The sequence below is a fragment of the Streptomyces coeruleorubidus genome (assembly GCF_028885415.1).
Taxonomy (GTDB): domain Bacteria; phylum Actinomycetota; class Actinomycetes; order Streptomycetales; family Streptomycetaceae; genus Streptomyces; species Streptomyces coeruleorubidus_A.
The window spans coordinates 9,082,042-9,099,665 of record NZ_CP118527.1; the positions used below are offsets into that span (position 1 = coordinate 9,082,042).

At 73.2% G+C, this 17,624-nt stretch carries 17 protein-coding genes; 7 read left to right on the top strand and 10 right to left on the bottom strand.

From position 1 onward, the window contains the following. Nucleotides 1–88: 88 nt before the first annotated feature. Entirely contained in the window at nucleotides 89–1,117 is a 1,029-nt protein-coding gene (locus tag PV963_RS41755; RefSeq protein ID WP_274821644.1) for a hypothetical protein, read from the bottom strand. A gap of 24 nt (nucleotides 1,118–1,141) precedes the next feature. Between PV963_RS41755 and PV963_RS41760 the strand changes: the two genes are divergently transcribed. The 3 genes from PV963_RS41760 to PV963_RS41770 all read left to right on the top strand — a co-directional run bounded on the left by PV963_RS41760 (nucleotide 1,142) and on the right by PV963_RS41770 (nucleotide 4,165). Beyond that, nucleotides 1,142–2,320: a MalY/PatB family protein gene (locus tag PV963_RS41760; RefSeq protein WP_274821645.1), complete on the top strand. Its 1,179-nt coding sequence runs from the start codon at nucleotides 1,142–1,144 to the stop codon at nucleotides 2,318–2,320. 46 nt (nucleotides 2,321–2,366) lie between these two features. Next, on the top strand, nucleotides 2,367–2,753 hold the full coding sequence (locus PV963_RS41765) for a PPOX class F420-dependent oxidoreductase (RefSeq protein ID WP_274821646.1): 387 nt from the start codon (nucleotides 2,367–2,369) through the stop codon (nucleotides 2,751–2,753). A gap of 68 nt (nucleotides 2,754–2,821) precedes the next feature. After that, entirely contained in the window at nucleotides 2,822–4,165 is a 1,344-nt protein-coding gene (locus PV963_RS41770) for a Gfo/Idh/MocA family protein (protein WP_274821647.1), read from the top strand. A 12-nt stretch (nucleotides 4,166–4,177) separates the two neighbouring features. Here PV963_RS41770 and PV963_RS41775 read toward each other — a convergent pair whose 3' ends face one another. Both PV963_RS41775 and PV963_RS41780 read right to left on the bottom strand, forming a co-directional pair. Then, the gene (locus tag PV963_RS41775; protein ID WP_274821648.1) at nucleotides 4,178–4,591 is read right to left on the bottom strand and encodes a Zn-ribbon domain-containing OB-fold protein; all 414 of its coding nucleotides are present in this window, start codon (nucleotides 4,589–4,591) and stop codon (nucleotides 4,178–4,180) included. A gap of 152 nt (nucleotides 4,592–4,743) precedes the next feature. Further along, nucleotides 4,744–5,454 carry a TetR family transcriptional regulator gene (locus tag PV963_RS41780; protein WP_425540994.1) on the bottom strand — a complete coding sequence of 237 codons (711 nt, stop codon included), beginning with the start codon at nucleotides 5,452–5,454 and terminating at the stop codon, nucleotides 4,744–4,746. Between the two features lie 159 nt (nucleotides 5,455–5,613). On the opposite strand from PV963_RS41780, the gene PV963_RS41785 reads away from it, so the two are divergent. Both PV963_RS41785 and PV963_RS41790 read left to right on the top strand, forming a co-directional pair. Then, nucleotides 5,614–6,303, top strand: coding sequence for a peptidoglycan-binding domain-containing protein (locus PV963_RS41785; protein WP_274821649.1), 690 nt, complete (start codon nucleotides 5,614–5,616; stop codon nucleotides 6,301–6,303). Nucleotides 6,304–6,729: 426 nt separating this feature from the next. Then, nucleotides 6,730–7,218 (top strand): flavin reductase family protein, encoded by a 489-nt coding sequence (locus PV963_RS41790; RefSeq protein ID WP_274821650.1) that lies wholly within the window; start codon nucleotides 6,730–6,732, stop codon nucleotides 7,216–7,218. A 45-nt stretch (nucleotides 7,219–7,263) separates the two neighbouring features. Here PV963_RS41790 and PV963_RS41795 read toward each other — a convergent pair whose 3' ends face one another. The 4 genes from PV963_RS41795 to PV963_RS41810 form a co-directional block, all read right to left on the bottom strand. Then, the gene (locus PV963_RS41795; RefSeq protein WP_274821651.1) at nucleotides 7,264–9,660 is read right to left on the bottom strand and encodes a SpoIIE family protein phosphatase; all 2,397 of its coding nucleotides are present in this window, start codon (nucleotides 9,658–9,660) and stop codon (nucleotides 7,264–7,266) included. A gap of 103 nt (nucleotides 9,661–9,763) precedes the next feature. Next, complete coding sequence (locus tag PV963_RS41800) at nucleotides 9,764–10,330, bottom strand: antibiotic biosynthesis monooxygenase (RefSeq protein ID WP_274821652.1); 567 nt, start codon at nucleotides 10,328–10,330, stop codon at nucleotides 9,764–9,766. Between the two features lie 43 nt (nucleotides 10,331–10,373). Then, the gene (locus PV963_RS41805) at nucleotides 10,374–10,754 is read right to left on the bottom strand and encodes a hypothetical protein (protein WP_274821653.1); all 381 of its coding nucleotides are present in this window, start codon (nucleotides 10,752–10,754) and stop codon (nucleotides 10,374–10,376) included. Nucleotides 10,755–11,015: 261 nt separating this feature from the next. After that, nucleotides 11,016–11,936, bottom strand: coding sequence for a MurR/RpiR family transcriptional regulator (locus PV963_RS41810; RefSeq protein WP_274821654.1), 921 nt, complete (start codon nucleotides 11,934–11,936; stop codon nucleotides 11,016–11,018). A gap of 167 nt (nucleotides 11,937–12,103) precedes the next feature. Here PV963_RS41810 and PV963_RS41815 point away from each other — a divergent pair, with 167 nt between their 5' ends. Continuing rightward, on the top strand, nucleotides 12,104–12,265 hold the full coding sequence (locus tag PV963_RS41815; protein WP_274821655.1) for a hypothetical protein: 162 nt from the start codon (nucleotides 12,104–12,106) through the stop codon (nucleotides 12,263–12,265). Between the two features lie 54 nt (nucleotides 12,266–12,319). After that, entirely contained in the window at nucleotides 12,320–12,721 is a 402-nt protein-coding gene (locus tag PV963_RS41820; protein ID WP_274821656.1) for a DUF3662 domain-containing protein, read from the top strand. Between the two features lie 26 nt (nucleotides 12,722–12,747). Here PV963_RS41820 and PV963_RS41825 read toward each other — a convergent pair whose 3' ends face one another. The 3 genes from PV963_RS41825 to PV963_RS41835 form a co-directional block, all read right to left on the bottom strand. Then, a complete protein-coding gene (locus PV963_RS41825; RefSeq protein ID WP_425540995.1) occupies nucleotides 12,748–14,433 on the bottom strand; it encodes an ArnT family glycosyltransferase in 1,686 nt (561 codons plus the stop codon). A gap of 36 nt (nucleotides 14,434–14,469) precedes the next feature. Beyond that, nucleotides 14,470–16,386, bottom strand: a complete 1,917-nt coding sequence (locus PV963_RS41830) for a phosphatase PAP2 family protein (RefSeq protein WP_274821657.1) — start codon at nucleotides 16,384–16,386, stop codon at nucleotides 14,470–14,472. 205 nt (nucleotides 16,387–16,591) lie between these two features. Beyond that, nucleotides 16,592–17,491, bottom strand: coding sequence for an N-acetylglucosamine kinase (locus PV963_RS41835; RefSeq protein ID WP_274821658.1), 900 nt, complete (start codon nucleotides 17,489–17,491; stop codon nucleotides 16,592–16,594). Nucleotides 17,492–17,624 lie beyond the last annotated feature (133 nt).

Genomic DNA, 17,624 nt, shown 5'->3' on the forward strand with positions numbered 1-17,624 from the left:
TGTGAACACCGCAGGGCACTCCTTGAGTTGAGTGCCCTCCTCCCATACGGGGCGCAGCCGCGCCGTGTTCAGCGCACGCGTGATCTCTTCACCGCCGGCCGGCGGCGGGAACGGTCGGACCGAGGTCCGCCGGGGCGGCGAGCAGGGCCCGGCTGCGCGCGTCACCCCACACCGAGGCCGGATCGACGTAGGGCCGCAGCAGGGCGGTGAGCGCCGGGTCCCCGCGTCCGTTCAGCTCGTCGGAGGCGATCTTGCGGGCGATCCCGGCGAGGAAGTCCGCCACCTGCACCCGCGCGTCCTCACGCGCGACGACCAGCCGCACCCCGGCCAGGCCGACCCCCGCCCGCCGGGCCGTCGCCTCGATCCAGGCGATGCGGTCCGGCGTCAGCATGTTCTGCCGGTCGTGCACCAGACGGACCGGCAGTCCGTCACCGCTCCACAGCGCGGCCGTCCGGACGATCGCCGGAAGCAGCGGGTTGAGCACCGGGATCAGGGGCGGTCCGTCCAGGAACGCCGCCCGATAGGACACCGCGCGGGGCCGGGTCGCGGCCAGCCGCTCCAGGATCGCCGTCGCGTCGGTATCAGGATGGGCGTGCCGCAGGGCGTCGACCGTGCCGTAGAAGACGTCCACGGGGGCGCCCGGCTCCCCGCTGTTGCGGACTCGCAGCAGCTGGTTGGCCGCCTCCAGGAACGCCCGCCAGCCGTCCTCGCCGAAGGCCCGGCGGCCCTCGCGGAACAGGGCGACGGCCTGGCCCGGGTCGCCCAGCAGCAGACCGACGGCCCGGTCCACCACGAAGAAGGACTTCTCCATGAGATGCACCCGCGCCCGCCCGTGGATCGGCCCGTCCGGCGCGAGCAGCCATTCCAGCACCGCGCGGTGCTTCTCCCGCAGCAGGTGGTTCGCCTTGTACTCCTCGGCCGGTGAGCGGATCCGGTCCCGGATCTCCCGTACGGCCGCCGCAGCCGTCGCCACGGACAGCGACATACTGGCGTGCGCGAACACGTCCGTGTTCCCGCCGGTGAGGTTCTCGCCGTCCGACCCGGACTCGTCGCAGGCGATCTCCAGGAACGGGCCGTCGGTCCCTGCCCGCTCCCCGTCCTCACGATTCCCGCTCACTGCACAGCCCCCTATCGTGTGCCCATGACCAGGATCCCGCACGAGACGTCCGGTGAACCGAATCCGCTGCAGGTCCTCACTCTCGACCGTCTCCGCCGCCGTACGAGCATGAAGTGGCGCACCTACCCCGAGGACGTGCTGCCCCTGTGGGTGGCCGAGATGGACGTGCCGCTCGCCGAGCCCGTCGTGCGCGCCGTCACCGGCGCGCTCGACCTCGGCGACACCGGCTACCCCGCCGGCACGGCCTATGCGGAGGCGCTGGCCGCCTTCGCCGAGAAGCGGTGGAACTGGGGCGGGCTCGCCGTGGAGCGCACCGCGATCGTGCCCGACGTCATGCTGGGCGTCGTCGAGATGCTCAAGCTGGTCACCGGATACGGGGACGCGGTGGTCGTGAACCCGCCGGTGTACCCGCCGTTCTACCAATTCGTCGAGCACATGGACCGGCGCGTGGTGGAGGCCCCGCTCGGGGCGGACGGGCGCATCGACCTCGGCGTCCTGGAGGAGACCTTCCGGCAGGCGACGGCGGGCGGAGGACGGGCCGCCTATCTGCTGTGCAGCCCCCACAACCCGACCGGCACCGTGCACACGGGCGAGGAGCTGTCCGCGGTCGCCGCGCTCGCCGAGCGGTACGGCGTCCGTGTCGTCGCCGACGAGATCCACGCGCCGCTCGTGGTCGGCGGCACGGACTTCGTGCCGTATCTGAGCGTGCCGGGCGCCGAGCGCGGACTGTCGCTGATGTCGGCCTCGAAGGCGTGGAACCTGGCCGGGCTCAAGGCCGCCCTCGCGATCGCCGGGCCCGGGGCCGGAGCCGACCTGGCCCGGATGCCCGAGGAGGTCGGGCACGGCCCGAGCCACGTCGGCGTCATCGCCCACACCGCCGCCCTGCGCGACGGCGTCGCCTGGCTGGACGCCCTGCTGTCCGGCCTCGACGCGAACCGGCGGCTGCTCGCGGACCTGCTGGCCGAGCACCTGCCCGAGATCCGCTACCGCCCGGGCGACGCCACCTTCCTCGCCTGGCTCGACTGCCGCGCGCTCGGCCTCGGCGACGACCCGGCGGACACCTTCCTGCACCGCGGCCGCGTGGCCCTCAACTCCGGCCTGCCCTTCGGCACCGGCGGCGCCGGACACCTCCGCTTCAACCTGGCGACCTCGCCCGAGGTGATCGAGGAGGCGGTACGGAGAATGGCCGCCGCCCTGCGCTGAAACCCGGGGGCCACGCCGCGCAGGCCGTGCTCGTACACTGCCCGCCATGGACGACAGTGCGCTGGACGAACTGGGCGCGGGCAAGTACCTGCTGATCACCAGCTACCGCAGGAACGGCACGCCGGTCGCCACCCCCGTCTGGGTGGTGCGCGACGGCAACGCGCTCGGCGCCTGGACGCCGGCCGACTCCTGGAAGGTCAAGCGGATCCGCAACCGCGCCGACGTCCTGGCCGGCCCCTGCGACCTGCGCGGCAACCCCACCGGCGAGCAGGTGCCCGCGACTGCGGAGATCTGCGACGCGGCCACCACCGCCCGCTACCGGCAGCTGATCGCCCGCAAGTACGGCATCGCCGGCCGGCTCACCCTGCTCGGCAGCCGGCTGCGCCGGGGCCTGGACGGCACCGTGGGCATCCGCGTCACCCTCACGCGCTGACCTCGCCGTCAGCAAGCGCTTTCGCGCCGGGGGAGTGGACGGCCCGTCCCCGGGACAGACCACCTGACATGAGCCGAACTCCCGTCCTGCGCGCAGCCATCGTCGGCACGGGCCACCGGGCCCAGCTGTTCACCCGGGGCCTCGCCGAACGCCCCGGCCACCTCGTGGCCGCGCTGTGCGACCCCAGCCCGACCCGGATGGCCTTCCACAACCGGCTGCTGGCCGAGACCGGCGCGCCGGCCGCCACCCCGTGGGAGCCCGACCGCTTCACCGATCTGCTCGCCAAGGAGGACATCGACGAGGTCGTCGTCACCACCGTCGACGCCGAGCACGACCGCTACATCGTCCCGGCCCTGAAGGCGGGCTGCCGGGTCGTCACCGAGAAACCGATGACCGTCGACGCCGAGCGGTGCGCCCGCATCCTCGACACCGTCCGCGAGACCGGCAACTCCCTGACCGTCGCCTTCAACTACCGCTTCAACCCCGTGCACGAGAAGGTCCGCGCCCTGCTCGCCGAGGGCGCGATCGGCGAGGTGCTGTCGGTCCACTTCGAGTGGCTGCTCGACGTACGCCACGGCGCCGACTACTTCCGCCGCTGGCACCGCGAGAAGCACAACAGCGGCGGCCTGATGGTGCACAAGTCCTCGCACCACTTCGACCTGGTGAACTGGTGGCTCGCCGACGAGCCCCGGGAGGCCTTCGGCTACGGGCGGCTCGGCTTCTACGGCCGCGAGGCGGGGGAGCGCCACGGACTGCGCCGGGACTACGACCGCGCCCACGGCGCCGACCGGGCCGCCGACGACCCCTTCGCCCTGGACCTCGCCGCCCACGACACTCTGCGCGCCCTCTACCTGGACGCCGAACGTGACGACGGCTACCTGCGCGACCGGAACGTCTTCGACGGGCCGATCACCATCGAGGACGACATGTCCGTCCTCGTGCGCTACGCGCGCGGCGCGACGATGACGTACCACCTGACCGCCTACTCCCCGTGGGAGGGCTACCGGGTGATGTTCAACGGCAGCGCGGGCCGGCTGGAACTGGAGGTCGAGGAGAGCCGCTGGCAGCCGCCCCTGACCCGGGTCACCTCGGCCGCGGGAGCCCTGCACGGGGACACGGCGGCGGAGCACGCGGGCGGCGCCCGCCTCACCCTGCGCCCGCTGTGGCGGCCCCCGGTCGACGTGCCGCTCGCGGTCGCCCACGAGGCCCACGGCGGCGGCGACCCGCGCATGCTCGACGCGCTGTTCGGCCCCGCCGGCCCCACCCGCCCGGCGGACACCGCGGCGGCGGCCCACCCGACGGCCACCGAACGCGACGGGGCACTGGCCCTGGCGGTCGGTCTCGCGGCCAACCGGAGCTTCGAGACGGGACGGCCCGTGCGCACCGGCGAACTGCTCCCCGGGATCCGGTGACCGGACCGTCCGTCAGGTCCAGGCCCGGTACGGCTCGTCGACCAGCTGGAAGACCGGCTCACCCCGTACCGGGTCCTGGGCGGTCGACAGCCGCACCCGGTCCCCGCTGTGGATGCCGATGGGCGGGCCCATGACCCGGCCGCGCACGACGAACCCCTCGGACATCTCGATCAGGGACACATTGCGCGCCGCGGGCGTGTTGCGGTGCACCACCGTCGAGTGGCGCACCGTGCCCGTGCCCTCGCTGCGCTCCGTCCGCAGGTCGCTGCCCCGGCAGACCGGACACAGCACCCGGTGGTACATGGCGGTGCCGCACCAGGTGCAGCGCTGGAAGAGGATGGCCTCCGTGGCCGGGCCCCTCGGGTCGAGCAGACCCGTCGGGGAGCCGGCTGCCTGCTGAGCGACGCTTCCTGAGTGGTGGTACACGCTGGTCAACTCCCTGCACTCGGCCGGAATCCCGTGTGCACGGTCACCCGCGCACAGGTGTGCCCGGTTCGCCGTGCCACCGCGCACGCAGCACAGAGTATGGCACTGAGTGCCACTCGTAAAGGCACTCCGTTCCCTCGATGTGCGGACCCTCAGCCCCGCCCCAGCGTCGACTCGATCTCCTGCACGACCCGCCACAACGGCGCATCGCGCCGGGACACGACGACCACCACGTCCTCGGGCTGCTCCCCGGCCGGGGGCACCGGCGTGCCGCCGAACGCGGACTGCACGTACGCCAGCGCGTGGTCCACCGTGGCGCTCGCGTCGTCCTGCCCGTCCGAACGCAGCCAGGAGCGCAGCGCGTTGTTGTGCGCCGCGACCACCGCCGCCGCGATCACATCGGCCTGGAGGGTGCCGTCCCGGCGGGCCGCGAAACGCCGGCGCAGATACTCGGCGAGGGCACGCTCGTAGCGCCACACCACCGACAGCTCGTAGGCGCGCAGGCCCGGGACCTTCTTGGTGAGGCGGTAGCGCTGCACGGAGAACGTCGGGTTCTCGGCGTACATCCGCAGCACCAGCCGGGCCGCGTCGCAGACCCGCCGCACGGGTTCCTCGTCGTCGGTGCCCGCCGCCAGGAAGGCCGTCATATCGGCCAGGCACCGCTCGTGGTCCGGGAAGACCACGTCCTCCTTGGACGGGAAGTAGCGGAAGAACGAGCGCCGTCCGACCCCGGCCAGCGCCACGATGTCGTCGATGGTGGTCTGCTCGTAACCCCGCTCGAGGAACAGCTGGAAGGCCGCCGCCACCAGGGCGTCCCGCATGGGCGGCTTTCCGGTCCCGGGGTCGGCTTTCTCGGAGCTCATGAGCGGGAACGTAGCACCCGGAAGGGTACGCATGGCACTCAGTGCACTCCTCGGGAGGAACCGAGTTCCCTCTGAACCCCTCGCGCGGCAGCCGCGTATCTAGCGGCAGGACGATCCCCGAAGACGGGCGCCCCCGAGCCCGGACGGAAGGAGAGCAGCGTGTCGACACCGTCCGAGCCCCGGCAGCCGCACGACGGCCCGGCCCTCGAACCCATCCGCGTCCTGCGGCCCCGCCGCACCGACGCACTCGCGGAACTGATGCGGGAGTACCGAGAGGAGATCGGCTCCGCACCGGCCGGCAACGAGCCCGGCGGCTACGGGCCCCGCGGCTACGAATCCGTCGCACTGCCCTGGCCGACCGGCTCCGAGGACCTGACGCAGGAACTCCCGCCCCTCACCCGCGAGAACGGCGACGGCCGTGCCGGACCCGGATCGGCACTGCGCCGCACCGCCGTCGCGGTGGCCGTCGTCGCGGCCGCGGCGCTCGGCTTCGGCGGTGCCGCCCTCGTGCTCCCCGGCGGGAACACCGCCGACAAGGCGGTCCCCGCGCCCCGCCCCACGACGTCCGCCGCCGCCCCCGCCCCCACGCCGCCCGCCGCCGACCCCGACGGCCCCGGCACCCTCCGCGAGGGAGCCACCGGCCCCGAGGTGACCGAACTCCAGGAGCGCCTCCTGCGCATCCCGGACGTCTACCGGGACGGCTCCACCAGCGGCCGCTACGACCCCACACTGACCGCGGCGGTCGCCCGCTTCCAGCTCTGGTACGGCATCCGCGGCGACGAAACCGGCGTCTACGGCAACGACACCCGCCTCGCCCTGGAATCCCGCACGACACCGGGCACCGACTGACCCGCCCCGCCCGTCGGCGGCATCGCCCGCGAGGGGGCAATCCCGCGGCCGGCCGGGGCGCCGGACGGCACGCACGTCGGCCGGCACTGGCGCCGCCTTGGTCGTCGGCCGACCCGGGTGCTGCAGGGTACGGGCGTCGGACGGCACGGGCGTCGGACGGCACGGACGTCGGCACGGCACTGGGGTCGGCCTGGTCGTCGGTTGGCCCGGTCGTCGGCCGGCACGTGCGTCGGACCGCCCGGTCGTGGGGCTGGCCGCGAGCCGGGCGGCACCGTCCGCCGGTAGGTCCCCGCCGACCCGACGGCGTCGCCCCACAGCCGACAACGACCCCGGGGCATCGCCCCCTCGGTATGGCACCCACACAACCGGCATGGTGAGGTGATGCCGAGGCGACAGCGGCTGCGAGGGTGCGGGAGTGGTGTGAGCATGGCGGGCATGGACGCATTCATCGGGCGGCTGGATCCCGACATGTGCGTGGTCACGGCCGTCGCGGGCGGTGAACGGGCGGGGTGCCTGGTCGGATTCGCCTCGCAGTGCTCGATTCGGCCCGTGCGGTTCGTGGTGTGGCTGTCCGAGCTGAACCACACCTTCCGGGTGGCCCGGGACGCCGACGTGCTTGCCGTGCACCTGCTCGCCCGTGAACAGCACGGCCTCGCCGAGCTGTTCGGCGGTCGGACCGGCGACCGGACTGACAAGTTCGAGGGCCTCCGACTGCGAGAGTCGTACGGCAGGGCCGTCGTGCTGGAGGACGCGCCGGCCTGGTTCGTCGGCCGGATCGTCACGCGCGCGGGCGGCGGCGACCACATCGGCTTCGTCCTCGACCCGGTGGAGTGGGGCGGAGACGAGGCGTACGACGGGCCGCTGCTGCGCCTCTCCGGCGCCCACACCATCGACCCCGGTCACCCGGTCGACTGAGCGAGCCGGCCTTCGCCCGGACCGGAACGGCGAACGGGCCGGCCTCTACGCCTCTCGCACCCTCGGAACCCGGACGTCCACGACGCACACGTCGTCCCGCCGCTCGTCCGGCAGCATCTGCGCGAGCAGCCGCCCCAGTGACCCCGGCCCGTCGGCGTGCGGAGTCGCCACGGCCTCGGCGAGACGTTCCAGGCCCCGGTCGATGCTCTGCGGAGGGTGCTCGACCAGACCGTCGGTGAACAGGATGAGCCGGTCGCCCGGTTCGAGACGGCACTCCGCCTCCTCGAAGACCGTCGTCGTGGTCGCGCCGAGCAGCATGCCTGTGGGGCGGCTCAGATACCGCACCTTGCCGTCCCGCAGCAGCAGGGGCGGGAGATGCCCGGCCTGGGCCCAGACCAGACGGCGCTGCCGGGGGTCGTAGCGGGCCAGCACCATCGTGGCCGTCGCGTGGGAATCACGGGAGTGCAGCAGCAGCGTGTTCAGCCGGGCCAGCGCGCCGGTCAGCGACGAGCCCGTGATGACCATGCCCTTCGCGGTGAAGCGGAGCTGGGCCATCGTGGCGACGGCGTCGACACCGTGCCCGGCGACGTCGCCGACCACCAGCAGCGCGTCCCCCTCGGGCAGTTCCACGGCGCTGAACCAGTCACCGCCGACGTGCACCCCCGACTGGGCGGGCAGATAGGCGACCTCGACGCGCAGTCCCGCCAGGTGCACCGGCCGGTTGGCCAGCGGCAGCAGCGCGTGCTGGAGCCGGGACGCCAGGGTCCGCTCGGCCTGGAGGACGTCGTGCTGCGTGAGGATCGCCTGCTCGCTCTCGACCAGGGCCAGCTCCGCCCGCCGCCGGGCCGTCATGTCCTGGACGACACCGTGCACCTCGACGGGCGTGCCGTGCGTGTCGGCCACGGCCTCCGCCACGAGACGCAGATGCCGGATGCCGCCGCTCGTCCTGACCCGGAACGGCAGGTCGAAGGCCCTCCCCTCCTGGACGAGAGCGCGGACGGCACGGGTCAGCGCGGGCGCGTCCTCGGGCAGTGCGAGTTCCGGCAACTCGGTGAGCCGCACCGGGCCCTGCGCGGGGTCCCGGCTGAAGATGGCGAACACCTGGGTCGACCAGGAGGCCTCCTGCGTGGCCAGGTTCCAGTTCGCCCAGCCGAGATTGCCCAGCCGCTGGAGATCCGCCAGCCGCTGCTCCTGCCGGTCGGAGGAGCCGTGCCGGATCCAGGTGACGACCAGCGCGTCGTCCAGCTGCGCCACCCGCGCCGAGTACGTGGACAGCGCCGCGATGCCCGCCACGACCTCCTCGTGCGCGAACGGTTCACTCTCGTACGGCTCCCCGGTGGTCAGCGTCATCAGGCAGCCCTGCCACAGCGGCTCCTCCGTCAGGGCCGGCCGGAACTCCAGCAGCCGCCGCCCGGCCAGTTCCTCACCGGGGCGGCCCAGCAGGTCACCCGCCCGCGCGGTCGCGGCCTCCACCCGGAAGTCCTCGGTCTCGCCCGACGCGGTCCTCAGCGGGGTGAGCAGCATCGCCGCGATCGGCAGCGCGTCGAACAGCGCCTGCACGGCGTCCGCGGCGGCGTCGTCGGGCCGCTCGGACGGTGCGTCGAAGGCGCGCAGCCGCCCCGCGCACAGCCCCGTGACGCCCCGCAGATGAGCTCGGTCGCGGGGCGTGAACGACCCGGCGCGGCCGCGCAGCACGCCGATGCAGACCTCGGCCGAGCCCGCGGCGGGCACGGGCAGCCAGGCGCGCGACCGCCACCGCTCGGGCGGGTCCCCGATCAGCAGGTCCCGCCGCTCGTCCGAGGCGAGGCCCTCCAGCCAGCCCGGTTCGCCCGTCCGCAGCGCGTCCAGCGCCGCGAGCCCGCTCAGCGGCGGCACCTGGCTCCACTGGGCGGCCAGCTGGTCGTCGACGCCGGCGTGCCCGATCAGTTCGAGGCCGCCGTCGTGCCTGGGGGCGTAGATCATGATCGCGTCAGCCGCCATGTCGGGCGCGAGATGCTCCAGCAGACACCGGGCGAGGTCGTGCGGTGTCATCACCCGGACGAGGGCCTGCCCGAGACGGGCCAAGGCGGTGGCGACATCGTCCGGCGCGGTTGTCACCGGCAGGACATCGGAGCCGAAGCCGGGGGTGTCGGTGCCGGCGGGCTCGGTCGCCTCGCCCGGGCCGGGTGCCGTGTGCGCCAGGGATCCCAGCGTGATCCAGCACTCCTCCAGCAGGGTGTGACGGGCCGCCTTGGCCCCCTGGAGCAACCGCTCGTCCGCCGCGTCCGCGGAACACCCGGTCAGCGCCATCACCGCGCCCTTGGCCCGCTCCACGACAGCCGACGTCGCCGCCTGGTCGCGCAACCGGTCCAGCTCGGCGCGCTGCCGGGCGACGATCTTGGCCAGTTCGACCAGGTCCGGTGCGGCACCGGGCTCCGCCGGTGTCACGGGCTCGCTCGTCACGCGTTGAGCATCGCACACCCGCGCTGATTCCAGGACGGCCTTGTGCGCACGGGCCGCTCCCGTATCCGGCGGGCCACGCTGGTCACATCAGCCTCCCGAGCCGTCAGTGGCCCCCGCGCGGATACAGCCACAGCCGCAGCAGCCGGCTGAGCCTCGGCATGACCAGATACGTCAGCACCGGCAGCAGCACCAGCGGGAACACGGCGGCCCGCAGCGGCAGCGGCCAGCCGGTGGTGTGCGGCGTCACCAGCCACTGGATGAGCAGGGTGAACGGGTAGGCCCCGAGGAACGTCGTGAGGACCATCTTCCACCGGGGCGGGGCCTGCACGGTGGTGCCGGGCAGGCTGAACCAGGTCTCCATCCCGGTCGTCGACTGGCGTTCGCTGCTGACCTCGGTGGCGATGTCCTCGATCCGACGGTGCCAGTGCGCGCGCTCCTCGGACTCCAGCCAGGCGGCCAGCCGGTGCTGGTCGGACCAGCGCAGCACGGCGTGGTAGCGGTGGCCGTCCTCGGGCGTGAGCCAGGAGACGCCCTCGTTGCCCGGGAACTGTCTGGCGCAGCGGGTGATGCCGTGCGTCCACTCCTCGAACTGCCGCTCCCGGCCGGGACGCACCTGCCAGGTCAGGACCGTGGTCACCGGCTCGCGGCGCCGGACTTCGGTGGTGCTCATCCCCTCACGTGTGCCACGCACGACGCGGGTCATGCCCTGAGGTTCACGGCTGGCGGTTGGCCTCCACCAGAGCCTGGGTGACCGCCCGGACGCTGCGCGCGATGTGCTGCAGCTGCATGACCTCGGCCGCGTACAGCTTGATCGTGTGCTCGATGACGCCCTCGTGCAGACCGAGTCCTGGCAGGTCGGCGCGGGCGGTCTGGAGGGCGGTGCGGGCCACCCTGATCTCCTGCTGGACCTGGATCTGGGCGTGCCGGGCGAGCAGGACGGGGTGGCGGACGAACACGGGGTAGCCGGCGTAGCGCGCGGGCACCAGCTCGCGCAGCCACTTGGCCGCCGAGCGCTCCCAGTCGTAGCTCCCGGGGGTCTTGACCTGGCAGGGCCAGTCCGGGCTGATGCGCGTGGACGTCAGGGGCATGATCATCGCTTCCGGGTGTGCGGCGTCGTGAGGGTGGACGACGGGTCGGGGCGGCCCCGGCCTAGGGGATGACCGGGGCCGCCACGGACACCCGGGACGCCGAAGCGGGTAGGAGCCGGCCTCCTCGGGTGGCGGAACGGATCCGGAAACGACCGGGTCGCGATCCGTGAGCAGTATTTATATATGCCATCCGGTTTTCAAGGCGCATGAAAACATTCATGCGCGCTTTGTTGTGGATGGTCCCCATGTGTGAGCTGGTGCGTGCGGTCAGTCCCGGAGGAAGAACTGGTGCTGGTCGGCGACCTGTTCGTACTCCTCGAGCCGGGCCTGTGTCCGTTCCGGATCCGCGTCCGTCATGGCCTGGAGCAGCGCCGAGCACATCACGCCCGGGGCGGCGTAGGAGTCGAAGACCAGGCGTGATCCGGTCCCGAGGGAGAAGACGACGTCGGCCTCGTCCGCGAGCGGCCCGAGCGCCAGGTCGGTGATCAGGGCGACCTTGAGCCCGGCGCCCCGCGCGACCCGGACGGCCGTCAGGGTCTCCTGGGCGTGCCGGGGCATGGAGAACGCCAGCACCCAGGTGCCGCCCGCCTCGCGCGACTGGAGCAGGGCGTCGTAGGCGACGCTGCCGCCCCGCGTCACGAGCCGTACGTCCGGGTGGACCCGGCGGGCGGCGTAGGCGAAGTACTCGGCCAGCGAGACGGAAATGCGCAGGCCGAGGACCGTCAGCGGGGCCGAGGACGCCAGCTTGCGGCCGATGTCGATCACCAGGTTCGGGTCGGCGAAGTCCCGCCGCAGGTTCTCCAGGTTCTCGATCTCGGCGTCGACCGCCGCCTGCAGCTCGTTGCCCCGGTTCTCCTCGGCCGGACCGCCGCCCGCGAGGGTGCCGAGCGCGATCGACTGGAGCTTCTCCCGCAGCGCCGGGTAACCGCTGAAGCCGACCGCCGAGGCGAACCGCGTCACCGAGGGCTGGCTCACGCCGACCCGGTCCGCGAGATCCGTGATGGACAGGAACGCCGCCTCGGTGATGTTCTCGATCAGGTACTGGGCGATGCGCCGCTGGCCCGGGGACAGCCGGGGCCGGTCGAAGAGCGCCCTGAGCTGGGCGGACGGGGAGACCTCCACTTCCGGGGCGGCCTTCCCCGAGGTGATCGCGGATGCCTGTGCGCGTGCCTGCTGCGGCGATGGCACCGGTGCGCCTCCTTCGTCTCCCACGGACGTTCAACATAGCTCACGCACCGTGGTGACCAGGGCTTCTTCACACAGCACATGAGGTGCCCGGCAAGTGGATACCCGGACGCCGGGCGGGAACCCGCCGCGGCAGAAGAGCCCGACACGACGGACGAGGAGCCATCGTCATGACCGTCCCCGAGGAGAACCGGCCGAAGACGGAGACCACGGACGAGGTCCTGGAACGCCAGGACGAGAACCAGTCCCGGCCGCCGGGCGCGACCGGCCGCACGATGCGCGAGGCCCTGGAGGAGGCCGAGGTACGGCCCGACGACTACGACGAGCATTAGCACACCCCCGGCCACCGCAACCGATCCGACGACGCTTCCGGCAGGTGAGACCGCATGGGCGCACTGAGTGCGCTGGAGGAGACACTGGAAAACCGATGGGAGGCCCTGTGGGCGCGGGTCCTCGACAAGGAGCCGGTCGAGGTCCTCGACGCCCTGCGGCACGAGTGCGACGACAACGCCGTGGTGTGCCGGGCGGGCCGGGTCATGGTCCCCAACGCCTACGACGTGGAACTCGCCGACGAGGTGCACGACCAACTGACGCGCCACGGCACCAGCGTGGGCCAGGCCCTCACCGACAGCCTGTCCCGCCACGCGGAACGCAAGGGCTACGAGTTCGCGGGCCCGCTCGCGGTACACGTCGCGAAGTGCCCCGACGTGCCCAACGGACGCTATCGCGTGGCCAGTCGCGTCATGCAGCACGTGAGCACGGACGGCTTCTTCCACGCGACTCATTGACCCGCACACGGCACACTGGACGACGCTCAACGGCGATAGATCGTGATCGAATGCCCGACGTCGTCGACCGGGCGGCTGCCGCCGATCAACTCGGCCAGCCGCCCGGTCGCTTTCGCAGCCGCGGAGTCCGACACCACCAGCACACCCCGCACGTCACCGACCGGCACCCGACGCGGATCACGGGCCCGGATGCCATAGAAGGACGGCACCCCACTGCCCTTGTAGACCAACCACACCCGTTCACCCGGATACCGCTCCCGCAGCCGCTCCGCCAGCCGCCCCAGATCCTGTCCCCAGTCCACGTTGGAGTCGTGCAGGAACTCCCGCGTCCTGCCCGGCCCGCCGAACGCCTCGTTGGAGTACGGCAGGTAGTAGGGGTACGCACGCAGCGAACCGACCGCGACGAACGCCACCAGCGAACCCACCACGACGGAGACCCACCACCGCCGCACCACGAGTACGCAACCGGCCGCCACCGCGAGAAACAGCGGCAGGAAGACGGCGTACCGAGTGCCCAGGTCCCGCGCCCCCTGCATGGCCGCCGCCAGCAGCACCACGGGCGCGGCCAACACATGGGGCGCGGCCGGCCGCAGGCGGCGTACCGCCACCACGACGACGGTCCCGGCGACCCACAGCGCGAGCATCCCGAGCGGTGTCTTCACCAGCAGCGCGGCCGGCAGGTAGTACCAGAGCGAGCCCGAGTACAACCGGCCGAGCAGAAACCCCTGCCACGGCCGGTGCTCCAGCCCGAACTGGATCCGCATCCCGTCCCGGTACGCCTCCGGGAAGGGCAGCGCCTCGACCAGCAGCCCCCGCAGCCCCCGCACGGTCGGCACATGCTGCTCCGGGGACCAGCGCAGCCGCGGATCGACCATCAGATACGTCACCCACACGACCGCGACAGCGGCCAGCGCCACAACACCCGCGCCCGCGACCGCCCGCACCAGAACCTGCCCCGCATCGCGCCCCCGGCCACCTGCCGACGCGTGCCACACCGACACGGCGGCCACAGCCATGAGCACCGGTACGGCGGGAAGCGTGCTCATCTTCGTGGCCAGGGCCGCCCCCAGCGCCACCCCGGCGAGCGGCACGTACAGCCGGGGCCCGCGGCGGGCCCGCCACAGCAGCCACGCCGACGTCAGCACGAACCCGGCGGTCGGCACGTCGAGCGTGGCGAGCGAGCCGTGGGCGATGACGTCGGGGCAGAAGCAGTACAGGACGAGCGCGGCCAACGCCCCAGCCTTCCCGGCCAGTTCACGGGCGAAGGCGAAGACGACCAGCCCGAACAGCAGCGTCAGCGCGATCACGGGGAGGCGGGCCCACAGCATCAGCCGCCAAGGGTCGTTGCCCGTCTCGTACAGCAGATGCCGCCCCACCGCGCCCTGATCGCCGGTGAAGGAGGAGTCGACACGCGGATCCGCGAGGGCCACCCCGGCGCCGATGACGAGCTTGCCGAGCGGCGGGTGCTCGGGGTTGTGGCGCAGCCGGTGCTCGTGCGTGTACTCGGCGGCCGCGCCCACGTACACCGGTTCGTCGATCGTCGGGGTCTGCCGCACGGCGGTGGTGACCATGGCGAAGGCCATCTGTGCGAGCAGCACGGCCACGAGGAGCGGCAGCGGCCACCGTCTGCCGGACTGCCGCGTGGCCGCCGGTGTCGGGGGCGGGAGAGACAGCGGCCGCGGGACGGCGGGAGCGATCCAGAGGTCCCTCATGGACCCACTCTGCATCAGCCCCCGCCGCCCGGGGCGTCACCGCTTCACGAGTCGCACCGACAGACCGTCAGCCGTGTGAACGGGCACGGCCCGCAGCGTCGTCGAGTCCAGCTCGACACGGTCGAACCGGCCGCGCAGCCCCGGAGCCGACAGGACCGGGACGGTCGTCCCCGCGAGGGGCGGCCGCTCGGCGTCGAGCCGCAGCGACAGCACGCTGCCCTCGCCCAGCAGCACGCGCCGACTCACCGTGAGGGCCGGGCCGTGGTCCTTGCGCAGCAGCAGCTCCAGCGTCGACTCGCCCTCCTGGACGTACGAGCCGCGCACCCGCAGGACCTTGTCCGCGCGCAGCGTGCCGCCCGTGACCCGGACGTCGCCCTGCCCCAGGGCGCCCGGCGAGGCGGCGACCAGCGTGCCGTCCTCGACGACGGTCCGGCCGTGGTACCGGTTGTGGCCGGTCAGCGTGAGCGTGCCCGAGCCGCGCTTGGTCAGCCCGCCGTCGCCCTCGATGTCGTTGCGCCAGCTGTCGGCCGCGTGGAAGCCCCCGGCCGCCGCGTCCAGCGTCACCGTGACGTCGGTGTCGAAGGCGCCGTACCCGTCCGCCGCCGCGAACAGGTTCAGCCGGCCCCACTGTTCGAAGCCGTCCAGCAGGACGTAGCCGGAGGGCAGCGCGGTCGTGCGCAGTACCTCGCGGCGCTGGTCCGCGCTCAGGTACGGCAGCCGCGTTTCCAGCAGGACCTCCGCGCCCTTCGGCACGGTGAGCGGGTCCTTGCGGCCGCGGCGGGGCAGGACGTACGTCAACCAGGGCCCGACCGCCCGGGCGCCCGCCTCGCGGTCGGCGTAGGCGTCATCGGCGTCCGAGTGGGCGTAGTCGTACAGCGTGTCCGCCGTCGTGCCGGTTTTCCGGGTGAAGTAGGCGAGGGCCTGGGCGCGTGCCGCCGCCTTGAGCTCCGCGTTCGCCGGGTCGGACAGCGCCGCCGCGGTCAGGGCGGTCGCCATGATCCGGCCGCCGATGACATCGACGGTGGAGTGCATGCCCGCCATGATCCGGGTGTGGCTGAGTTCGAACGCCCGCGTCACCAGCTCCTGGAAACGCTCGGGCACCGCGTACGCGAAGGCCAGTCCGGCCAGATGGAAGGCGTTGGTGTGGCCGCTGGGGAAACCGCCGTCCTCCTCCGGGTTCTCGGAGCGCTGCCGCAGCAACTGCGGGGCCACGACCACGTCCGAGTCGTACACCGGGTAGCCGAGGGCGTCCTTCCTGCCGGTGTCGACGACCTCGCTGTCCTCGTTCATCCGCCACGGACGCGGGTACTGGAAGGCGAACTTGGCCGGGTTGCCCGAGGCGAACGGCCCGCGCACGGTGTCGACCAGCTTGGCCACCTTGCCGAGCTCCGAGTCGTGGGAGCCCGCGCCGAGCGCGGACCCGGCCGGGGCGTCGGCGGGCAGGGTGTCGCTGATCTTCCCCGGGGGCGTGCCCTCCGGGGCGGCGGTGATCGACGTGACCGCCTTGGCGCCCGACTTGTACAGCCCGGCGAGCGGACCCAGGCCGCCGATCATGGCGTAGCTCTGGTGCTGGCGGTCGTAGAGGAAGGCCTCCTTGGCCTGCGCCTCGGTGCGGGATGCCGTGACCCGGGCGCAGTAGCGCATGTTGGCGCGCAGCACCTCGCGGTCCAGGACCCGGCCGGTGTCCCACGCGCCGCCGGTCTTCCACACCCGGGACATGCCGCCCAGGATCCGGATGACCGCGTTGGTCTCGGGGGTCTTGTTCGTCAGGACGTTCGACTTGTAGTCGTCGACGAACGCGGCGGGGCCCGTGGCGGCCTTCGCGTCGGCGGCGGCGAGCCACGTGGCGAAGGTGGGCGCGGCCAGCAGACCGGCCGAGGCGCCCAGGGACGTCCTGAGGAAGCCCCGCCGGTCGACGGACGCGGTGGCGATGGGCCCGGCTGGTGACGGCATGCGTGTGCCTCTCTTGAGTTCTGCGACGGGTTCTTCCAGCCGTGCGGCCGGGGAAGGTCGTGCGATCGTGTGCGACTCTTGGCGCCTTTGACGGCTTGTGGGGCACCTGTTGAGTGACGAGCGAAGATCTACGGCCGTGTCGTGACCCTTCGGAGAGGGTCCGGTCACGATCCGGTGTCCGGAACGTGAACGGCGCCCGCCCGGCTCACAGAAGCGAACGGGCCAGCGCCACCGCGCCCTCGACCGGCGGCACGCGCAGGGGCTGCGGCCGGGCCGCGGGCAGGGACTCGGCGAGCGCGGAGGTGAACGCCGCGTACAGTGCGGGCTGGGCGAGCACCGTGCCGCCCGCCACCACCACGTCGTCCACCGCGACCCCGCGCCCGGCGAGCCGTGCGACGAGCGCGGCGAGCGCCCGGCCGCCCTCGGCGATCACGGCCCGGGCGAGCGGTGAGCCCGCCTCGGCGGCGGCGAACACCACGGGGGAGTGGCGGCCCCATTGAGCGGAGACGTCCGTGGCGGCCTCCAGCGCGGCGCCGAGCGCCGGCACCTCGGCCACGCCGAACGCGGCGACCAGCCCCGCGGCCAGCGCGTCGGGCTCCTCGCCGCGGTCGTGCGCCGCCCAGACGGCCCGCGCGGCCTCGCGGACGAGTCCGGCGGCGCCGCCCTCGTCGCCGAGCACCGCGCCCCAGCCGCCGACCTGGACCGGACCGCCGTCGGGCAGCCGCCCCACCGCGACCGAACCGGTACCGGCGACCAGACCGACACCCTTGTCCAACCCGGCGGCGGGGACGAGCAGTTCGGCGTCGCCCACGACCAGCGCGGGCACCCCGAGCCGCTCCTGAAGCGCGGCCCGGATGGCTTGGCACTGGCGCGGCGTCTCGCAGGCGTGAGCGCCCACGGCGACGGCGGACGGGCGTGCGTGGGCCGGCAGGGCGTCGCGGACCAGCGCGGCCAGCCGGCCGGCCGCGGCATCGGGCTCGTGCGGCCGCCAGCCCGCACTGCTGCGGACACGGTCGACGACGCCTTCGTCGCCCGCGAGGGCACGCAGATGCGTCTTGGTGCCGCCCACGTCGATACCGACCACGTAAGGAGTGGAGTCCTGCACGGGTCCTCTTTCGTCGTTGCGCGGTCACGGCGGACGGCAGGCGAACCGTGCGTCGGACCACGCCAGTTGAAGAGGTAGGGAAGCCCCGGGACGGGCTTCTGCGGGCCACGGCAGGCGAGTACCGTGAAGTTCG

Excerpts from the sequence above, each read along its gene's own strand:
- PV963_RS41760 (WP_274821645.1), top strand. The coding sequence starts at position 1,142 with ATGACCAGGATCCCGCACGAGACGTCCGGTGAACCGAATCCGCTGCAG.
- PV963_RS41825 (WP_425540995.1), bottom strand. The coding sequence starts at position 14,433 with ATGAGGGACCTCTGGATCGCTCCCGCCGTCCCGCGGCCGCTGTCTCTC.
- PV963_RS41790 (WP_274821650.1), top strand. The coding sequence starts at position 6,730 with ATGGCGGGCATGGACGCATTCATCGGGCGGCTGGATCCCGACATGTGC.
- PV963_RS41830 (WP_274821657.1), bottom strand. The coding sequence starts at position 16,386 with ATGCCGTCACCAGCCGGGCCCATCGCCACCGCGTCCGTCGACCGGCGG.
- PV963_RS41780 (WP_425540994.1), bottom strand. The coding sequence starts at position 5,454 with ATGAGCTCCGAGAAAGCCGACCCCGGGACCGGAAAGCCGCCCATGCGG.
- PV963_RS41815 (WP_274821655.1), top strand. The coding sequence starts at position 12,104 with ATGACCGTCCCCGAGGAGAACCGGCCGAAGACGGAGACCACGGACGAG.
- PV963_RS41770 (WP_274821647.1), top strand. The coding sequence starts at position 2,822 with ATGAGCCGAACTCCCGTCCTGCGCGCAGCCATCGTCGGCACGGGCCAC.
- PV963_RS41805 (WP_274821653.1), bottom strand. The coding sequence starts at position 10,754 with ATGATCATGCCCCTGACGTCCACGCGCATCAGCCCGGACTGGCCCTGC.
- PV963_RS41800 (WP_274821652.1), bottom strand. The coding sequence starts at position 10,330 with ATGAGCACCACCGAAGTCCGGCGCCGCGAGCCGGTGACCACGGTCCTG.
- PV963_RS41765 (WP_274821646.1), top strand. The coding sequence starts at position 2,367 with ATGGACGACAGTGCGCTGGACGAACTGGGCGCGGGCAAGTACCTGCTG.
- PV963_RS41820 (WP_274821656.1), top strand. The coding sequence starts at position 12,320 with ATGGGCGCACTGAGTGCGCTGGAGGAGACACTGGAAAACCGATGGGAG.